Raw genomic sequence first — 15,800 nt, forward strand, 5'->3', positions numbered from 1 at the left:
GGATGACATGAGCGCAGACGGTCTGGGAAGAAACCACTGGTTCGACGACGAGGCCGGCCCCGTCGTCCGTCCGTACGCCATGACGCGCGGCCGCACGACCAGTGCGGCGCAGCACCGCCTCGACCTGATCGCGGTGGTCGTCGCGGAACCCCACGCGGACGACCCGGAGGCGGACGTCACGCTCTCCCCGGAGCACGTGGACATCGTCGGACTGTGCCGGGACACCCCGCAGTCGGTCGCCGAACTCGCCGCCGAGCTCGACCTGCCCATCGGGGTCGTGCGGGTCCTGGTCGGCGACCTCGTCGACGTCGAGCTCGTCCACGTGAACCGGCCCGTGCCGCCTGCCGAGCTGCCGGACGAGAACATCCTGCGCGACGTGATCAGCGGACTGAGGGCACTGTGAACCGGCCTGCGGCCACGATGAGCGACACGGTATGTGGCACGTTGGGCCACACGGCAAGTGGCACGTTAAGGAGAAGAGATCGATGATCTTCGGGCGTTCTCAGCGCGGCAAGCCGCCGGTCGAGCCCGTCACGCTCAAGATCCTGGTGGCCGGCGGCTTCGGCGTCGGCAAGACCACCCTCGTCGGCGCGGTCAGCGAGATCCGCCCGCTGCGCACGGAGGAACTGCTCACCGAGGCCGGGCGGCCCGTCGACGACGTCAGCGGGGTGGAGGGCAAGCACACCACCACGGTGGCCATGGACTTCGGGCGGATCACGCTGCGCCAGGACCTGGTGCTGTACCTCTTCGGCACACCCGGGCAGGAGCGGTTCTGGTTCATGTGGGACGAGCTCTCCGAGGGCGCGCTCGGTGCCGTCGTGCTGGCCGACACCCGCCGCCTGGAGGACTGCTTCGCCGCGATCGACTACTTCGAACGCCGCTCCATCCCGTTCGTGGTCGGCGTCAACTGCTTCGAGGGATCGGCCCGCTACCCGACGGACACCGTTCGCCAGGCCCTCGACCTCGACGCCGACGTGCCCCTGGTGATGTGTGACGCCCGTGACCGGGAGTCGGTCAAGGAGATACTCATCGGCGTGGTCCAGCACGCCATGGCCCAGGCGGCGGACCGCCGCCGGGTCGTCACGACCTGACACCCCGACCCCCGCTGCCGAGCGCGCCGGGGGCCGGGCGCCGGGGGCACGGAAGCGACACCTACGCGCGCGTGCCCCCGACCTGCCCGGCGCCTAGCCGTCCTCCCCGTCCCGCGTCCAGCCGAAGCTCCTCTCCACCGCCTTGCGCCAGTTGCGGTACTCCCGGTCCCGTACCGACGCCTCCATGGCGGGCGCCCACTCGACGTCCCGCTGCCAGTGCGTCTTGAGTTCGTCGAGGCCCTCCCACACGCCCGTGGCCAGCCCGGCCGCGTACGCGGCACCCAGGCAGGTCGTCTCGGAGATCCTGGGCCGGATCACGGGCACGCCCAGTACGTCCGCCTGGTGCTGCATCAGCAGATCGTTCCTCGTCATGCCGCCGTCGACCTTCAGGGTCGCGATGCGCACCCCGGAGTCCTGGTACATGGCGTCCACGACCTCGCGCGTCTGCCAGCTTGTCGCCTCCAGCACCGCGCGCGCGAGATGCGCCTTGGTGACGTACCGGGTGAGCCCGGTGACGACGCCGCGCGCGTCCGAGCGCCAGTAGGGCGCGAACAGCCCGGAGAAGGCGGGCACGATGTACGCGCCCCCGTTGTCCGGCACGCGGGCCGCCAGCGTTTCGATCTCGTCGGCGCTGCGGATGATGCCGAGCTGGTCGCGGAGCCACTGCACCAGGGCCCCGGTGACGGCGATCGACCCCTCCAGGCAGTAGACGGGCGCCTCGTCGCCGATCTTGTAGCCCATCGTGGTGAGCAGCCCGTTCTTCGACGGCACCGGCCGCCCGCCGGTGTTGAGCAGCAGGAAGCTGCCGGTGCCGTAGGTGTTCTTGGCGGTGCCCACGTCGTAGCAGGCCTGCCCGAACACGGCCGCCTGCTGGTCGCCCAGGGCGGATGCCACGGGTACGCCGGCCAGCTGTCCGACGGCCGTGCCGTACACCTCGGCGGAGGACCTGATCTCGGGGAGTACGGCCTCGGGGATGTTCATGGCGGACAGGATGGACGGGTCCCACTGGAGGGTCCTGAGGTCCATCAGCATGGTCCGCCCGGCGTTGGTCACGTCGGTGACGTGCCGCCCGCCGTCGGTGCCGCCGGTGAGGTTCCAGATGAGCCAGGAGTCGATGGTGCCGAAGGCGATCTCACCGCGTTCGGCGCGGGCCCTCAGACCGGGTACGTTGTCGAGGAGCCAGGCCGCCTTGGGCCCGGAGAAGTAGCTGGCCAGTGGCAGTCCGGTCTGCTCGCGGAAGCGGTCCTGCCCGTCCGTGCCGCCCAGCTGGCGGCACAGCTCCGACGTACGGGTGTCCTGCCACACGATGGCGTTGTGCACGGGCTTGCCGGTCGCGCGGTCCCACAGGACCGTCGTCTCCCGCTGATTGGTGATGCCCAGCGCGCTGAGCTGGTCGGCGCGCAGCCCGGCCTTCGCGATCGCCCCGGCGACCACGGCCTGCACCTTGGACCAGATCTCGGTGGCGTCGTGCTCCACCCAGCCGGGCCTGGGGAAGATCTGACGGTGCTCGCGCTGGTCGACGGCGACGATCGCGCCGTCCCGGTCGAAGACGATGCAGCGGCTCGAGGTGGTGCCCTGGTCGATTGCGGCGACGTACTTGGCGGAGTGGTCCGTCATGGCTCCCCCTTGGGCTGGGTCAACAGGACTGCGGAGGCGACTGCCAAAAGGTTTGCGCGGGCGGCTGTTCGGACGGCCGTCTTGTGTCAGAAGGCCGCGTTGTAGACGAGCCCGGCGAGCGCTCCGCCGGTCAGCGGGCCGACCACCGGGATCCAGGCGTACCCCCAGTCGGAGGTGCCCTTGTTCGGGATCGGCAGGAAGGTGTGCACGATTCGCGGGCCGAGGTCACGCGTCGGGTTGATGGCGTAGCCGGTCGGCCCGCCGAGCGAGAGACCGATACCGACGACGAGCAGGGAGACGATCAGCACCAGCGTCCCCGACTCGCCGAGCCCCTCGGTCAGACCGAAGGCGAGGATCGGCAGGACGAGAGCGACGGTCGCGATGATCTCGGTGATCAGGTTGGCGACCGGGTGCCGGATCTCCGGGATGGTGGAGAAGATGCCGAGTGTCGGAACCGGCTCGTCCGCCGTACCCTCGGTGGTCCCGGTCTTGCGAACGTTGGCCTGGAACTGGGCGAAATACGTGAGGTAGCACAGGACGGCACCGATGACCGCGCCGACGAACTGCCCCAGCACGTAGACCCAGACCTTGCCCCACTCACCGGTGTCGACGGCGATCCCGAGGGTGACGGCGGGATTGAGATGCCCGCCGGAGAGTGGGGCGGCGGTGTACGCGCCCGCCAGCACACCGAACCCCCAGCCGAACGCGATCACCACCCACCCGGCTGCCCGCGCCTTGCTGTACCTCAGGGTCACGGCGGCGCAGACACCGGCGCCGAAGAGGATGAGGATCGCCGTACCGATGGTCTCGCCGACGAAGATGTCTCCGTTGCTCATGGCGGCTCCTAGGCCCTGGCCCGGGACGATCGGCCCCGGTCCTCACGTGCGGGGTGCGTTCCCCGGGCGACTTCCGCCGAGGGGGCGTGAGTGACGAGCGTGCCGTAGCAGCCGAACCGCCCGTGGGGGAGTGGGCCTCGAAGCACAGGAAAGCCCGCGCGACGCAGTACCGGAATACGCCGAGATGTACGGCGATGTCGACTGACACCGGAAGTGTTCACCGGCGCCCGGGGAGCGTCAAGGTGGCCGACCGCAACGGTTCGGGACACGCCGGACGACGAACGGCCGCTACGGCACCGTGAGCGCCGGCCGGGAGCTACCGAGGCGCACGCGTCCGCGCACCGCGCGTGCCCACCGGACCCGCGTGCCGTGGCGGCAGCCACATGCCTGGCGGCAGGTGTCCCTCCGGCCTGGCCCCCCTCGCGACTGGCGTCGCAAGCGTTCTGGCCGGTGTGTGCCCGGGTGGCGTCGGACAGTCGGGCGGGCTCGCGGGAGGCCCCGCGCCGACCGTACGCGGGCGCGTGCACGCGAATCGCGTCCCCGCGCGGCAGGCTGCCCGCACCGCGCCCTCTCCCGTCGCGCACCGGCCCGGAGCCGCCCCCGCGACCGGCCGGCCGAGCATCCACGCGCCAGCGCCAGCGCCCACCCGCGCCCATACCCGTACCCGCGCCCCGCGAGCCGGCATCCGCCGCGTCCCGCACCCGTGCGATCACCCGCATCCGTGCGATCACGGCGTCCGTGCGATCAAACGCGCACGCCGGCCTGGTCGACGGCGGCCGCGCAGTCACGCGTCGGCGGCCGCCGAACCCCCCGGCTCAGCCTGCCGGTGCCGTCGCCCGGTCCGAGCCACGCCGGACCTCGTGGCCCGGCACGCCCACCCGGCCCAGCACCCAACTCGCCCCGTGCAACGTCTTCGCGGCCTTCTTCAGCGGGGCCAGCCAGGCCGCCGCCTGCCGGTGGTCCGGCACGCTGCCCGGCGCGCACACAACCGTCGCCAAGGAGAGGGTCACGGGCCGCCCACCGGCCGACCAGGACTCGTCCAGCACGGAGGCGGCCAGCGGATCCAGCTCTTCCGGATCGGTGAGCACCAGGAAGTCGTCTCCGCCGATGTGCCCCACGCGCGTGGAGCCCGCCGCCGTGCGCAGCAGCGCCCGCCCGACGGCCCGGATCAGCTCGTCGCCCGCCGCGAATCCGGCACCGTCGTTGACCTGCTTGAAGTGGTCCACATCGAGCCAGCTCAGCGTGAACGCCCGCCCGTCCGCGATCCGCCGGTCCACTTCACCCGTGATCGCGTCCGAACCGGGCAGCCGCGTCAGCGGATTGAGCCCGGCCGCCTCCTCCACCCGGCTCTCGGCCAGCGCCCGCACGAGATCCGACAGCCGTACGACGCCCACGCATCGCCCGCGCGCGTCGACCACGGCCACATCGTCCGACGTACGGCCCGGGCCGCCGACCGCCACCACGTCCAGCACCTCCCAGGCCGTCGCGTCGGCACCCACCGTCCGAGGCGGGTCACCGAGCTTCAGGGCGGGCCGGTCGGCGTACAGCGCATGTCCGTAGCGCCCCGACATCGACAGCAGGAAGCGGGAACGGTGCACCGACCGCACCGGCACCCCGTCCCGGTCCACGAGCAGCACTCCGGACACGTCGGGCGAGCCGGTCAGCAGCGCCCGCACCTGCCCCGCCGAAGCCGTCGCGGGCAGCAGCGCGGCCGGCCGCACGAACTGCCGTACCGAAGGCCCCGAGCGCGGTGCCGGTACGACGCCGGCCGAGCCGGGCGGGACGTACACGTCCGCCGCGGGCAACCGCGCCGGCGGCGCGAACAACTCGCCCTGCGCCAACTGCGCCCCGGCCGACCGCGCGGCAGCGCACTGCGACTCCGTCTCCACACCCTCCACGGACAGCAGCGCACCCAACTCGTCGCACATCACCCGCATCGCCCGTACGGCGGCCGGCCGCGCCAGCAGCGACGCGTCGAGCTTCACCAACTCCGGCGTCAGATCCGTCAGCAGCCGCAGCGGCGCGTCCCCGTCACCGACCCCGTCCGCGCAGATCCGGAACCCCTGGCCCCGCAACGCGGTCACCGCCTCCAGCAGCGCCTGACGCGGCACATGCGTGTACGGAGGACAGACGTCGACCGTCACCTCCCACGGCATCCGCCCAGCCTCACGCACGGCGTCGTGCAGCCCCCGCAGGCCACCGAGGTCGGCGAGGGTGCCCGCGAACACGTTGACGTGCAGCGGCAGCAGCGTCTCCTTGCGCACCGCCGCGCGGAACGCCGCCACCGCCAGCCGCCCGTCGAGTTCCGGGTCGCGGCGGGCCTCGGCCAGGATGTCGCCGGTCTCCGGGCGGACGAGTATCTCCAGCGCCGCGACCCCGCCGGTCATCAGGTTGACCACCGGTTGGAAGGCGAAGCGGAGAGTGTCCGTCCAGGAGCGCACGGGAGCAGAATGGCGCCATCGGCAGTCCCGCGGGCCCAGTTCACGTGACGTTCACGCAGGATTCCGACCCGCTCACGCGGTGTACGAACCGGGGGAGCCGCCGCCCCGCCCACTTCCCCCGCGGAACCCCCACCTGATAGATGCAGGGAACATGACACGATTCTCCACCGCTCTCCGCGGTCTGGCCGCCGCCTTCGCCGCACTGCTCGCCGTCACGGCCGTCCCCGCCACCGCCCAGGCCGAGCCGGAACCGAAGGCCCCCGAGGACTTCGTGGCTCTGAGAAGCGTCGACCCGACGATCATCCAGGAGATGCGCTACGTCACCCCGCACAACTTTGTCGGCGAGCGCATCGACGGCTACCGGCAGCCCCTGTGCATCCTCACCCGTCCCGCGGCCGACGCCCTCCACCGGGCCCAGACCCGACTGCTGCGCCAGGGCTACTCGCTCAAGGTGTACGACTGCTACCGGCCGCAGCGCGCCGTCGACCACTTCGTCCGCTGGGCCGAGGACCTCGAAGACCAGGGCATGAAGGCCGAGTTCTACCCGGACGTCGACAAGACCCGACTGTTCGCGGACGGCTATATCGCGGAGAAGTCCGGCCACAGCCGGGGCTCCACCGTCGACCTCACGATCGTGAGGCTCCCGGCGAAGCCCACCCGGCCCTACCACCCCGGGCAGCCCCTGGTGCCCTGCTTCGCCCCCCAGGACGAGCGCTTCCCCGACAACTCCGTCGACATGGGCACCGGCTACGACTGCTTCGACACCCGCTCGCACACCCTCGACCCACGCGTCCAGGGAACCCAGCGCGCCAACCGGCTGCTGCTCAAGAACACGCTGGAGGACGTCGGCCTGGTGAACCTCCCCGAGGAGTGGTGGCACTTCACGTACAAGCCCGAGCCCCACCCGGACACCTACTTCGACTTCCCGGTCTCCGCGAAGTCGCTCGCCGGCCGCCACTGAGCCGCCTGCCGGAGCCGCCCCCTCCGCGATCGGATACAGTCCGCCGCGTGTCCGAAACCGAGACCTCCGTTCCCAACTCCGCACCGGACTCCCACTGTTCGAGCTGCGGAACGCCCTACGGAGAGGGCGTCTCCGGCTGGCCCCGCCCCTGCCCCGCGTGCGGCACCGTGGCCTACCGCAACCCGCTGCCGGTCGCGGTCGCCCTCCAACCCGTGTACGACACGCAGAGCACCGCCCTGGTCGTCATCACCCGCACCGTGGCCCCCGCGCGCGGGGGCGTCGCACTGCCCGGCGGCTACGTCGACGACCGGGAGGACTGGCGGCGGGCCGTCGTCCGCGAGCTCGAGGAGGAGACGGGCATCGACGCGGCCGACCACGACGTACGGCTCGCCGACGCCATGAGCTCGCCCGACGGCCACCTGCTGCTCTTCGGTCTCCTCCCCGAACGGCCGGCCGAGGCCCTCCCGCCGTCCGCCGCCACGAACGAGACCCAGGGATGGCACCTGCTGCGCCGCGCGGAGGAGCTCGCCTTCCCTCTCCACACCCGGGCCGCCCGGGGCTGGTTCGAGGGCCGCTACGTCTGAGCGGAGCGCTCCTCGAGCCCACGGAAGCGCACGGGGCGGGACGGCTCGCGCACGCCGTCCTCGCACTCCCGCTCCACGACGACCCGCCGCCCCTCCCAACGGGACACGTACCGCTCGATCTCCGGTTCCACCCAACCGTCACCCGCGTCCGGAACGACCAGACCGCCGCCGGTCCGCCCCCGCGCGGGCGCCCACACCTCCAGCTCCGTCCCGCCGTCCTCCCCGCGCACCGGAATCACCGCACCCGCCCGCGCGAACAACGGAATCCGAGCCGGCGGAGCATCGGCGAGAATTCGCGCGGGCCCCTCGTACGCCCGCTCCGTCACCACGTCGTACCAGCGCCCCCGCGGCAGCCGCACGGCCCGCCGGTCCACCCCCGGATCGAGCACCGGCGCCACCAGCAGACAGTCGCCCAGCAGAAAGGCGTCCTCGCAGTCCCGCAACGCCCGCTCCTCCGGCGTCGACCACCACACAGGACGCACATACGGCGCGCCCGTCCGCCGGGCCAGATGCGACAGCGTCACGAAGTACGGCAGCAACCGCCGCCGTTCGACGAGCGCCACGCGCGCGTGCTCCAGCACCTCGGCACCCAGCTCCCACGGCTCCCCGCGCGTGCGGAACAGCGGCAGATGGGCAGCCAGCTGCAACCACCGCAGATACAGCTCCGGCGACGGACTCCCACCGGCCCCGCCCACATCCGGCCCCGCGTACGGCACCCCGCACAGCCCGAGCCCCAACACCAGTGACAGCGACGCCCGCAGCCCGGGCCAGCCCGAGGCCACGCCCCCGGACCACGTGCCGCCGTACCGCTGCGTGCCCGCCCACCCCGACCGCGAGAGGACGAACGGCCGCTCCTCGGGCACCAGGGACCGCAACCCCTCGTAGCCGGCCCGCGCCATGCAGAGCGCGTACACGTTGTGCGCCTCTCTGTGATCACCGGCCCGGCCCTCCAAGGAGTGCCGGGCCGAACGCGGCAGCGTCGACTCCCCGAAGGCGGCGAACGAGGTGGGCTCGTCCAGGTCGTGCCAGAACCCGGCGAACCCGCGCCCGAGCCGCTCCTCGTAGAGCCCGCCCCACCACTCACGCGCACGCGCGTGAGTGAAGTCCGGGAAGACGACGTCCCCGGGCGACGCCACACCCCGGAGGACCGGTCCCGATGCGTCCCGCACGAACACGCCCTCGCTCGTCCCACTGTCGTACACGGCGTTGCCGGGCACGGCCGGGACCGCGGGAGGGACCACCGACACCAGCCGGATCCCGTCCCGCCGCAGCTCCTCGGCGAGGACGGGCAGTTTGGGAAACCGCTCCTCGTCCACGGTGAAGGCCTGATGTGCGTCGAGATGGCCCATGTCCAGATGCACGGCGTCGAGCGGCAGATCGCGCTCCTGGTGGCCGGCGACGACCCGGCGCACCTCCTGCTCGTCGCCGGGACCCGACCACGCGTGATGGTGACCGAGCGCCCACGCGGGCGGCAGCGCCGGCGCACCGGTGAGCGACGCCCAGGTGAGCAGCACGCGCGCGGGGGTACCCACCGTCACCCAGCACCGCAGCGGACCACCGTCCATCCGCAGCACACTCCGCCCGGGCCGGTCGTGCCCGGACCCCGACCCCTCCTCGCCCTCGCGCAACGCCACCGTGCCGTCCCACGAACTGTCGTGGAACACAAGATGGGTTCCCGCGTCGGCCACCACCAGCTGCACGGGCATCGTGACCGACGACGCATCCTCACCCGGCGCGAAGGCCTCACCCGGAGCGGTGTTCCACAGCCGGTACGTGCCCTTCCGCAGCCGAGGACCGCCGGCCCGTCCACCGAGCCCGAAGAACCGGGCGTCCGCCGCCACCTCCGACCGCTGGGTCCAGCGCGCCGGCCCCCCGCCGACCGGTTCCCACCAGCGGGGCGGCAGCTCACGGCGCAGGACCACACCCCCGGGCGTACGGACCTCGACCGCACCGTGCCGGGACACGGCCACCGTCGCCCGCTCGGCCACCACCCGCCAGCCGCCGTCCTTGTCGGGCTCCAGCACCGCCCGCGGATCCGGCTCCGGACAACGGCCCGCCAACGCGTACGACGGCTCCGGGCCGGCCCCGTCCCAGCCCCAGAAGACGGCGCCGTTCACGGCCACCAGGACGCGCAGCTCCGAACGGTCGAACCGGACGACACCGCCCCCGGGCCCGGGCTCCACGTCCCGCACCGGCCCCGGCACCCGCGCGCGCTCCGCACCCCGCGGCGGCAGCCCCGCGGCGTCGGCACGCCGCCTGCGCCACGCCGCCCGTACGGTACGCAACCCCTGCGCCGCCCCCGCAGAACCGAACGCTTTCATCGAACGCACCAGGTCACGACCGTCCATGCTGCTCACCCTGCCATCGACAGTCTCCCGCGCGGGCGTCGTTCAACTGCCGTTCACCCGTGACGGGACCACATCTTCACGACACCGACTATGTGGGGCGCGCCCTGGTGCAGAAGTCGATCACATGGCATCGTCCGTGTCAGCCGCGTCACGCGCACACCCCAGCCCGTGCGCGCAGGACGCACACGACGCGCACAGTCCGGGAGCCGCCCCATGTCGACCGTGAACCCCCAGCCGCTCTGGCAGCCAGATGCGCAGCGCATCGCCCAGGCCCGGATCACCAGGTTCCAGACCTGGGCAGCCGAGTACCACGGCGCCCCCGCCGAGGGCGGATACGCCGCTCTGCACCGCTGGTCCGTCGACGAGCCGGCCACGTTCTGGAAAGCCGTCACGGAATGGTTCGACGTACGCTTCTCGACGCCCTACGCGCGCGTGCTGGGCGACCGCTCCATGCCCGGCGCCCAGTGGTTCCCCGGCGCCACGCTCAACTACGCCGAGCACGCCCTGCGCGCGGCGGCCACCCGCGCGGACGAACCGGCCCTGCTGCACGTCGACGAGACCCACGAACCGAGCCCCGTCACCTGGGCCGAACTGCGACGCCAGGTCGGCTCGCTCGCCGCCGAACTCCGCGCTCTCGGTGTACGCCCCGGCGACCGCGTCAGCGGCTATCTCCCGAACGTCCCGCAGGCCGTGGTCGCCCTCCTCGCCACCGCCGCCGTGGGCGGCGTCTGGACCTCCTGCGCCCCCGACTTCGGCGCCCGCAGCGTCCTCGACCGCTTCCAGCAGGTCGAACCCGTCGTCCTGTTCACCGTCGACGGCTACCGCTACGGCGGCAAGGAACACGACCGCCGCGACACCGTCGCCGAACTGCGCCGCGAACTGCCCACCCTGCGCGCCGTCGTCCACATCCCGCTCCTCGGCACCGAGGCCCCCGAGGGCGCGCTGGAATGGGAGACGCTGACGTCCGCCGACACGGACCCCGTCTTCGAGCAGGTGCCCTTCGACCACCCTCTGTGGGTGCTCTACTCCTCCGGCACCACCGGCCTGCCCAAGGCCATCGTCCAGTCCCAGGGCGGCATCCTGGTCGAGCACCTCAAACAGCTCGGCCTGCACTGCGACCTCGGTCCCGGGGACCGCTTCTTCTGGTATACGTCCACCGGCTGGATGATGTGGAACTTCCTCGTCTCCGGCCTGCTCACCGGCACCACGATCGTCCTCTACGACGGCAGCCCGGGCTACCCGGACACCGGCGCCCAGTGGCGCATCGCCGAACGCACCGGGGCCACCCTCTTCGGCACCTCCGCCGCCTACGTCATGGCCTGCCGCAAGGCCGGCGTGCACCCGGCCCGCGACCACGACCTCTCCCAGGTCCAGTGCGTCGCCACCACGGGTTCTCCGCTGCCGCCCGACGGCTTCCGCTGGCTGCACGACGAGTTCGCGGCCAGCGGGGCGGACCTGTGGATCGCGTCCGTCAGCGGCGGCACCGACGTGTGCTCCTGCTTCGCGGGCGCCGTGCCCACGCTCCCGGTCTACATCGGCGAACTCCAGGCCCCCGGTCTGGGCACCGACCTGCAGTCCTGGGACCCCAGCGGCGCACCCCTCACCGACGAGGTCGGCGAGCTCGTCGTCACCAACCCCATGCCCTCGATGCCCATCCGCTTCTGGAACGATCCCGACGGCAGCCGCTATCACGACAGCTACTTCGACACCTACCCCGGCGTCTGGCGGCACGGCGACTGGATCACCCTCACCTCCCGCGGATCCGTCGTCATCCACGGCCGCTCCGACTCCACCCTCAACCGGCAGGGCGTCCGCATGGGCTCGGCCGACATCTACGAGGCCGTCGAGCGGCTGCCCGAGATCAGGGAATCCCTCGTCATCGGCGTCGAACAGCCCGACGGCGGCTACTGGATGCCCCTGTTCGTGCACCTGGCCCCCGGTACCGCCCTCGACGAGAACCTGCTGAACCGCGTCAAACAGACCATCCGCGAACAGCTCTCCCCGCGTCACGTCCCCGACGAGGTCATCGAGGTGCCCGGCATCCCGCACACCCTGACCGGCAAGCGCATCGAGGTCCCGGTCAAGCGCCTCCTCCAGGGCACCCCACTGGACAAGGCCGTCAACCCCGGCTCCATCGACAACCTCGACCTGCTCCACTTCTACGAGGACCTCGCCCGCAAACGCACCTGACCAGGCCTTCAACGATCCGGCCGACCCGTACGGCGGCCGGATCACGGGCCCGCCCCGACGCCGTTGTCAGTGCCACCGGTTACTGTGAGTGAGCATTGATCGACTGTGCACAGGGGGAAACATGGCGCACACCGACCAGACCACACGAAGCTTCCTGCGCCGGGAAATCGCCGGCACCATCGGACTGCTCACCGACGAACACGACTTCCGCGCCATGCGGCGCTACCGCAGCTTCACCTTCGACGACCACGCGACCTATCTCCACGAGGTGGAGGCCCTGCTCAGGGCACGTGCCTCACAGGGCACCCACACCACCGTCGCCCTCTTCGACCCGGAGGAGTACGCCGACTTCTGCTCGGCGACGGGCCTCGACCCGGACGCCCAGGCCAGCCGCACCCGGTTCACCGCCGAACTCGCCGCCGGCGGGCCCGCCGTCCCGTACGAGGGCCAGCCTCTCGCCGACCTCCTCCCGGACCTCGTCGACGAAGCCGTCCGCCAGGCCACGTGGGAATACACGTCCACCCTGCTCGCCCGCCTCGGCAGCTGCTCCACCTGCGGCGAGGATCTCGGCCGAGCCGCCTTCACCCGGGCCACACGTCTGCTCCTGCGCGTCCTCGAAACGGCCCCGCCGGGCGACCGGCACCTGGTCTGCAGCGTCTCCGGCTCCCCGGAACCCGTCATCTCCGTCCTGCACGCCGACGAGGACATCGACGGCGTCCCGCACATGGACGAGGCCGAAGCCCTGGAATTCACCAGCGTCCTTGCCCTCGGACTCGCCACCCACAGCCCCGGCGGCCTCGTCATGCGCATCAGCAGCCCGGGCGGCGCCGACCGCATCCACGGCTGGCGCCTGCGGGGGTACCGTCTGGAACCCCTCACCGCCGGTGAGGTCTTCGACGCCTACTGCACCGACGTCGAGTCCGGCGACCTGATCTCCCCGGAGTCCAACGTCGACTACTGCGCGCCGCCCGACCTCGGCGACGACCACCTGCCGCCGGGACACCACCACTGAACGCGAGCGGGGCGCCCCACCCGAAGGTGGAACGCCCCGCACCGCAGACGACGGCGGCCTTGTGCCCGGACCTACTCGCCGGACAGCACCGCCTGAGCGGCGTTCCGCGCCTCCTCGGCGCTGTCCGCCGCCCGAGCGGCCGCCGCGGCACGCTCGCACTGCGCCAGCGTGAACTTCGCCAGCGTCGCCCGGACATAGGGAAGTGACGCCGCGCCCATGGAGAGGGAGGTGACGCCCAGACCGGTCAGTACGCAGGCCAGCAGCGGGTCCGACGCGGCCTCACCACAGACACCGCAGCTCTTGCCCTCGGCCCTGGCGGCCTCGGCGGACAGCGCGACCAGGTCGAGCAGGGCCGGCTGCCACGGGTCCTGCAGCCGGGACACCGCGCCCACCTGCCGGTCGGCGGCGAAGGTGTACTGCGCGAGGTCGTTCGTTCCCAGCGACAGGAACTCGACCTCCTGCAGCACCGATCGCGCCCGCAGCGCGGCGGACGGGATCTCCACCATCGCACCGAACTTCGCCCGCAGACCGGCCTCGCGACACGCGTCCGCGAACGCCTTGGCGTCCGCCCGGTCCGCCACCATCGGGGCCATGACCTCGAGGTAGACGGGCAGCCCTTCCGCCGCCTTCGCCAGCGCCGTCAGCTGGGTGCGCAGCACGTCCGGGTGGTCGAGCAGAGTGCGCAGCCCGCGCACGCCCAGCGCCGGGTTCGGCTCGTCGCCCGGAGTCAGGAAGTCCAGCGGCTTGTCCGCGCCGGCGTCCAGCACCCGCACGACGACCCGGCCCTCGGGGAAGGCCTCCAGCACCTGCCGGTAGGCGGCGACCTGCTTCTCCTCGGACGGCGCGTTCTCGCTGTCGTCGAGGAAGAGGAACTCGGTACGGAAGAGACCGACACCCTCCGCGCCGGCGGCGACCGCCGCGGGCACGTCCGCGGGACCGCCGATGTTCGCGAGCAGCGGCACCTTGTGACCGTCGGAGGTCGCACCCGGTCCCGTCGACGCGGCCAGCGCCGCCTTGCGCTCGGCCGCCTCCGCCCGCAGCCGAGCCTTCTGCTCCTCGCCGGGATTCACGAAGATCTCGCCGGTACTGCCGTCCACGGCGACGACCGTGCCCTCGGGCAGTTCCCCGGCGCCCGGCAGCGCCACCACGGCCGGCACGCCGAGCGCCCGCGCGAGGATCGCGCTGTGACTGGTCGGCCCACCCTCCTCGGTGACGAAACCGAGGACCAGAGTCGGGTCCAGCAGCGCCGTGTCCGCGGGCGCCAGATCCCGCGCGATGAGCACGTACGGCTCGTCGCTGTCCGGCACGCCTGGCATCGGCACCCCGAGCAGACGGGCGACGATACGATTCCGCACATCGTCGAGGTCGGCCACACGGCCGGCCAGGTACTCACCGGCTCCGGCCAGCAGGGCGCGGTACGCGGCGAAGGCGTCGTACACCGCGCGCTCGGCCGTGCTGCCGACGGCGATCCGCCGGTCCACGTCCGACATCAGCTCGGGGTCCTGGGCCATCATGGCCTGGGCCTCGAGCACTGCCTGGGCTTCGCCCCCCGCCAGATTGCCGCGCGCCATCAGGTCGGCCGCCACAGCCTCCACGGCCTTGCGGGCGCGCCCCTGCTCGCGCTCCGCGTCCTCAGCCGGAATCTGCTTGGCCGGCGGCTCGAGCACCGCCGTGCCCATGTGCCGAACCTCGCCGATCGCCACACCGTGGCTCACACCGACGCCTCGCAGCGTTGTCTCCATCTCACCCGTCCCGATAGTGCGGCGGGTCCCGCCGCCGCGGTGGTTGTCCTATCAGCCGTCGTACGACGGCGTCGACGTCACTTCCAGAGGAAGAGACTCTCGCCGGCCGACACTTCGCCGTCCTCACGGAGATCGGTGAGGGCCTCGGCCGTCGCCTCCAGGGCCACGATCGGACAGATCGGCGACTTGCCCGCGGCCTCGACGGCGGCCGGGTCCCAGCGGACCACGCCCTGCCCTCGCACGACGGTGTCGCCCTTGTTCACCAGCAGCTCGAAACCCTCACCGTTGAGCTGCACGGTGTCGATGCCGAGATGAGTCAGCACACCGTGTCCGCTCTCGTCGACGACGACGTAGGCGTGCGGGTGCAGAGAGACGATCACCCCGTCCACGGGGGCGACCGCCTCGGAAGGCTCCCTTACGGGATCGATGGCGGTACCCGGGCCGACCATGGCCCCGGAGAAGACGGGATCGGGCACAGCGGCCAGTCCGATGGCACGTCCTGCGAGCGGGGACGAGACGGTGGTCATGGGAAGCCTCCCAGGTGGCGGAGATATATACGGGCCGTCACTGCCTGTCCCGGACGGCGCACTGAGCAGCAGCGTATGTCATAGGAAGTACCGGTTCCGCATGAGTGTTCCGATTAGAGGTCTAGACCACAGTCCCCACGGATTTGCACCCGTTCCACGGCTCCGTGTACAGTCGTTACTCCTGCCTGAGGTTGAGCGATGCGAAGCAAGGCGTCCTCGCCCCGGCAGTACCCAACTCGTCAGATCCTATCGCTGGATCGCCTTCTGCATGCCCGCAGGACGGTGGTCAGAAGCACCGGGAAAGCCTGATAGTGTTGGGAACAACGAAGGGAAGCGCCCGGAGGAAAGCCTGAGAGAGTCTCTCGGGTGAGTACAAAGGAAGCGTCCGTTCCTTGAGAACTCAACAGCGTGCCAAAAGTCAACGCCAGATATGTTGATACCCCGACCTGAT

At 71.8% G+C, this 15,800-nt stretch carries 12 protein-coding genes; 6 read left to right on the forward strand and 6 right to left on the reverse strand.

Annotated features, from left to right (window positions below; genetic code table 11):
* The first annotated feature begins 7 nt into the window (after positions 1-7).
* Together QC283_RS38775 and QC283_RS38780 are read left to right on the forward strand one after the other, a co-directional pair.
* Entirely contained in the window at positions 8-403 is a 396-nt protein-coding gene (locus QC283_RS38775; RefSeq protein WP_279566495.1) for a DUF742 domain-containing protein, read from the forward strand.
* Positions 404-485: 82 nt separating this feature from the next.
* Positions 486-1,091 (forward strand): GTP-binding protein, encoded by a 606-nt coding sequence (locus QC283_RS38780; protein WP_279566496.1) that lies wholly within the window; start codon positions 486-488, stop codon positions 1,089-1,091.
* A gap of 93 nt (positions 1,092-1,184) precedes the next feature.
* On the opposite strand, the gene glpK is transcribed toward QC283_RS38780, so the two are convergent.
* From glpK to QC283_RS38795, 3 genes are all read right to left on the reverse strand, one after another.
* Positions 1,185-2,708, reverse strand: a complete 1,524-nt coding sequence (glpK, locus tag QC283_RS38785; RefSeq protein ID WP_279566497.1) for a glycerol kinase GlpK — start codon at positions 2,706-2,708, stop codon at positions 1,185-1,187.
* A gap of 86 nt (positions 2,709-2,794) precedes the next feature.
* Positions 2,795-3,544, reverse strand: a complete 750-nt coding sequence (locus QC283_RS38790; protein ID WP_279566498.1) for an MIP/aquaporin family protein — start codon at positions 3,542-3,544, stop codon at positions 2,795-2,797.
* Between the two features lie 815 nt (positions 3,545-4,359).
* Positions 4,360-5,985, reverse strand: coding sequence for a GGDEF domain-containing protein (locus QC283_RS38795; RefSeq protein ID WP_279566499.1), 1,626 nt, complete (start codon positions 5,983-5,985; stop codon positions 4,360-4,362).
* A 151-nt stretch (positions 5,986-6,136) separates the two neighbouring features.
* Here QC283_RS38795 and QC283_RS38800 point away from each other — a divergent pair, with 151 nt between their 5' ends.
* Together QC283_RS38800 and QC283_RS38805 are read left to right on the forward strand one after the other, a co-directional pair.
* Positions 6,137-6,946 carry a M15 family metallopeptidase gene (locus QC283_RS38800; protein WP_279566500.1) on the forward strand — a complete coding sequence of 270 codons (810 nt, stop codon included), beginning with the start codon at positions 6,137-6,139 and terminating at the stop codon, positions 6,944-6,946.
* 47 nt (positions 6,947-6,993) lie between these two features.
* A complete protein-coding gene (locus QC283_RS38805; RefSeq protein ID WP_279566501.1) occupies positions 6,994-7,530 on the forward strand; it encodes an NUDIX domain-containing protein in 537 nt (178 codons plus the stop codon).
* Here the strand turns inward: QC283_RS38805 and QC283_RS38810 are convergent.
* Positions 7,521-9,878 (reverse strand): glycoside hydrolase family 31 protein, encoded by a 2,358-nt coding sequence (locus tag QC283_RS38810; RefSeq protein WP_279566502.1) that lies wholly within the window; start codon positions 9,876-9,878, stop codon positions 7,521-7,523. The two genes, QC283_RS38805 and QC283_RS38810, sit on opposite strands and share 10 nt — an antisense overlap.
* Positions 9,879-10,091: 213 nt before the next feature.
* On the opposite strand from QC283_RS38810, the gene QC283_RS38815 reads away from it, so the two are divergent.
* Together QC283_RS38815 and QC283_RS38820 are read left to right on the forward strand one after the other, a co-directional pair.
* The gene (locus QC283_RS38815; protein ID WP_279566503.1) at positions 10,092-12,068 is read left to right on the forward strand and encodes an acetoacetate--CoA ligase; all 1,977 of its coding nucleotides are present in this window, start codon (positions 10,092-10,094) and stop codon (positions 12,066-12,068) included.
* Between the two features lie 121 nt (positions 12,069-12,189).
* Entirely contained in the window at positions 12,190-13,080 is an 891-nt protein-coding gene (locus QC283_RS38820) for a hypothetical protein (protein ID WP_279566504.1), read from the forward strand.
* Between the two features lie 71 nt (positions 13,081-13,151).
* Here the strand turns inward: QC283_RS38820 and ptsP are convergent, their stop codons facing one another.
* A complete protein-coding gene (gene ptsP, locus QC283_RS38825) occupies positions 13,152-14,822 on the reverse strand; it encodes a phosphoenolpyruvate--protein phosphotransferase (protein ID WP_279566505.1) in 1,671 nt (556 codons plus the stop codon).
* A gap of 77 nt (positions 14,823-14,899) precedes the next feature.
* Entirely contained in the window at positions 14,900-15,349 is a 450-nt protein-coding gene (locus QC283_RS38830; RefSeq protein ID WP_279566506.1) for a PTS sugar transporter subunit IIA, read from the reverse strand.
* Positions 15,350-15,800 lie beyond the last annotated feature (451 nt).

The organism is Streptomyces sp. DH41, assembly GCF_029813785.1.
GTDB lineage: Bacteria > Actinomycetota > Actinomycetes > Streptomycetales > Streptomycetaceae > Streptomyces.

Coding starts and splice junctions, on each gene's coding strand:
- QC283_RS38810 (WP_279566502.1), bottom strand. CDS start 9,878: ATGGACGGTCGTGACCTGGTGCGTTCGATGAAAGCGTTCGGTTCTGCG.
- QC283_RS38775 (WP_279566495.1), top strand. CDS start 8: ATGAGCGCAGACGGTCTGGGAAGAAACCACTGGTTCGACGACGAGGCC.
- QC283_RS38815 (WP_279566503.1), top strand. CDS start 10,092: ATGTCGACCGTGAACCCCCAGCCGCTCTGGCAGCCAGATGCGCAGCGC.
- ptsP (WP_279566505.1), bottom strand. CDS start 14,822: ATGGAGACAACGCTGCGAGGCGTCGGTGTGAGCCACGGTGTGGCGATC.
- QC283_RS38790 (WP_279566498.1), bottom strand. CDS start 3,544: ATGAGCAACGGAGACATCTTCGTCGGCGAGACCATCGGTACGGCGATC.
- QC283_RS38800 (WP_279566500.1), top strand. CDS start 6,137: ATGACACGATTCTCCACCGCTCTCCGCGGTCTGGCCGCCGCCTTCGCC.
- QC283_RS38780 (WP_279566496.1), top strand. CDS start 486: ATGATCTTCGGGCGTTCTCAGCGCGGCAAGCCGCCGGTCGAGCCCGTC.
- QC283_RS38830 (WP_279566506.1), bottom strand. CDS start 15,349: ATGACCACCGTCTCGTCCCCGCTCGCAGGACGTGCCATCGGACTGGCC.
- glpK (WP_279566497.1), bottom strand. CDS start 2,708: ATGACGGACCACTCCGCCAAGTACGTCGCCGCAATCGACCAGGGCACC.
- QC283_RS38820 (WP_279566504.1), top strand. CDS start 12,190: ATGGCGCACACCGACCAGACCACACGAAGCTTCCTGCGCCGGGAAATC.